This is a genomic window from Vibrio sp. 10N.261.51.A4 (genome assembly GCF_041471945.1).
Taxonomy (GTDB): Bacteria; Pseudomonadota; Gammaproteobacteria; order Enterobacterales; family Vibrionaceae; genus Vibrio; species Vibrio crassostreae_C.
The window spans coordinates 1-2,567 of record NZ_JBFRPJ010000164.1; the positions used below are offsets into that span (position 1 = coordinate 1).

Genomic DNA, 2,567 nt, shown 5'->3' on the forward strand with positions numbered 1-2,567 from the left:
AAGTGCGATCCCGCCCTGGGTTTATACCCAATTGTTCCCGCATAAATTACACGACCGTAAAATATAAAAGTGATTAATGGTTTGTAGTGAATATAAAAATATTGACTCGAAGGGACCTATTTGTGCTCACAAATAGAATCCCTTCCCAGTGGTGAACAAAAGCTATTCAACCTATCAAGGTCCTGGACATAAACGCGTTAGAGTTCAGGGTCTAACGTGCTCTATCTAGATTAGAATAAGTATCTTGAAACCTTAAACGCTTGTTAGCAGAATTATATTGGCGCATGATCCATTCTGTTCGATTCAGATGTTTTGTAACCCATGCTTGAGATTCCCTTTTCGGTTGCGGGTACTTGAGTCTTGCAACAACACCAGCATAAAAACTTAAATCATAAGATTTAGGGGTTAATTGGTCACATAGCGAGACCACACCTTGCATATGCGTACCGAAAAAAGCAATGGACAGGTAACTCTCTGCAATTTGAAGCTTAGTAAGCCTTAAACAAACTAAATGAGAAAGTAATTGCTCAAGCAACTTCCTTTTCAAAGTTCTTTCATAGCGCCCAATAACGGTGCGTACAAACTGTTGTTCAATAGTACTAGCTCCCTGGAGTTGACCTCTTGCAATAGACAAAATTGCTCTAAAAACCCCAATGTAATCTACACCTAAATGGCTTTGACCTCGTTTATCTTCGCCAAAGTAAAGGCATTGAATTAGTCTTTTTGAATACGTTTTATTATTTTTACGAGCGGCATTAATGCATTGTTTGTAATAAAGCCGCACGTTTCCAAAGTTAAACAAGTAGCATAAGATCGCTACAGCAATCATCGGGAGCGACAATAACAAATACACTAGTTTTAAAACGGTTCTCTTTGCCAACTAGAAGCCCCTTCTTGATCTGCGACAAACGAGCAGAATTTACCACCCAACCAACCGCTTTTCAACTGTCAATGTGAAATAGTTAGTTGACTCGCGACCAGTACCTTGTTCACTAATATGAATATGAACTCTGTCTTTGCTAAAATAGTTTTTCTCATATGCACCAGTCAATTTACCCCGAGAACGATTTTTTCCGACGTATTCACGTTCACCTGTACTAGATTTTTCATAGATTTTTTCAACAGAACCGTATAGGTGATTACCTTCTCGCCAAACAACACAAACGTAACGCAATTCCATACCTTCATATGGGTTGTATGCTGTTTTTTCCGTAATCATATTGAAGTGCCACTTGCCCGTTACATCAGCAACGCCAAAGCATTTTTCACGCAACCAAAAGAAGAATACGGCTAAAACAATACCACCAACAATTGTAGAAGCTGTCCCAACCAAAAAACTTTCTAAAATGTTCATATTCCCCCCATTTAGCTAACGCTTTTCATACGGCCTTTAGCCGATTTTGATACTCCTATAATGCAGCCTTTACAATCACAGTTCAATTAGTAATCAATAACTTAATTAGAGGTATTGGGATTAGATTGCAATATGACGAGTAAACTATTTCGGTGAGAAGGAATGGAGCAGATCTGAGTTAGCTGGCACTTTTTGAGAAAAGTGCCACGAGTAAAATGTCAGGTCTATGAAGACTCTGGACAAAGCCGTGTCAGTGACTTCGCTAAATTAGTCTTTCACTGATTACTTGAGTTAAAGCAGAGCCTCGAGCTTAGTGACCAAATTTGCTCATTCATTACATCAATGACGTTCTAGTGCAATTGTATTCACTGACTTGCTATCTCCAAACCTAATTTCATACGTGTTATCTTTTTGTTCATTGTTATAGTCTTCACAGTGCTGAATTGCCTGCAATGCAGCGTCACTTAATTTTTCATGAAAATCGTCATTTGTATCTACAGGAATGTTAGAGAAGAACTCACCAATAGCTTCACTTCCAAACTTATTACCAATGACTTCTATTAAATGAGAAAATGCAATTAGGTCTTCTATGTTGTATGCACATTGTAATGCGTTCATCCACGTATTTCTGTAGCGTTCATCTGAAAATGCTGAAAGCAAGTAGCTAATGCATGCTCTATTGTAGTCTTGAGCATCAACAAACTTTTGAGCTAATGAATACCAGCATTCTGGGCATATAGCATTTGTCTTGGCTATGTATTCTATGATTTCGTCTTCGTTAGCATTTTCGATGAACTTAGTAGTGGCAACTTTACCGATTTGTTGTTTCTTTATGCCTAAATCATTCACTAGTAGATCAAGAGTCCAATTTTTTAGGCACCAGATAGAGTTTCTTACTTTAAGTTTCGGAATGTAGGTGTCGAGCAAATCAGATGCCTCCTCAAAACGTCCGCAGAAGATTAAGCTATCTGCCAGTAAAACTGCATTCTCTGCTGTATCTTCGATGTCGGTAGCGGCTGTATAGAACTTGGAGGCAATTGTATACTTGCTTGCGCTGAATAATAACCCAGCGACTTCTTTCAGCCAGTAAGCCCTTTTTTTGTGATCTGGGTTCATTTTTGCGGCTTTATTGTATTGATGTATTGCTTTGCTTAGTTCACTTCTTGCGGATAAAAAATTACCGAGGTTGTAGTGGCTTTGTTTCCTAATTGGA

The 2,567-nt window shown here is 38.5% G+C and carries 3 protein-coding genes; all 3 read right to left on the reverse strand.

Translation table 11 applies throughout. The features are described from left to right. Positions 1 to 211 precede the first annotated feature (211 nt). Complete coding sequence (locus AB4384_RS23500; protein ID WP_102320580.1) at positions 212 to 880, reverse strand: transglycosylase domain-containing protein; 669 nt, start codon at positions 878 to 880, stop codon at positions 212 to 214. 39 nt (positions 881 to 919) lie between these two features. Next, entirely contained in the window at positions 920 to 1,354 is a 435-nt protein-coding gene (locus tag AB4384_RS23505) for a hypothetical protein (RefSeq protein WP_198594322.1), read from the reverse strand. A 339-nt stretch (positions 1,355 to 1,693) separates the two neighbouring features. Further along, positions 1,694 to 2,567, reverse strand: an 874-nt coding sequence (locus tag AB4384_RS23510) for a CDC27 family protein (RefSeq protein ID WP_372130194.1), incomplete at its 5' end; no start/stop codon positions are given.

What these genes read in the sequence shown, in the direction of transcription:
- AB4384_RS23505 (WP_198594322.1), bottom strand. Translation starts at nt 1,354, where the DNA reads ATGAACATTTTAGAAAGTTTTTTGGTTGGGACAGCTTCTACAATTGTT.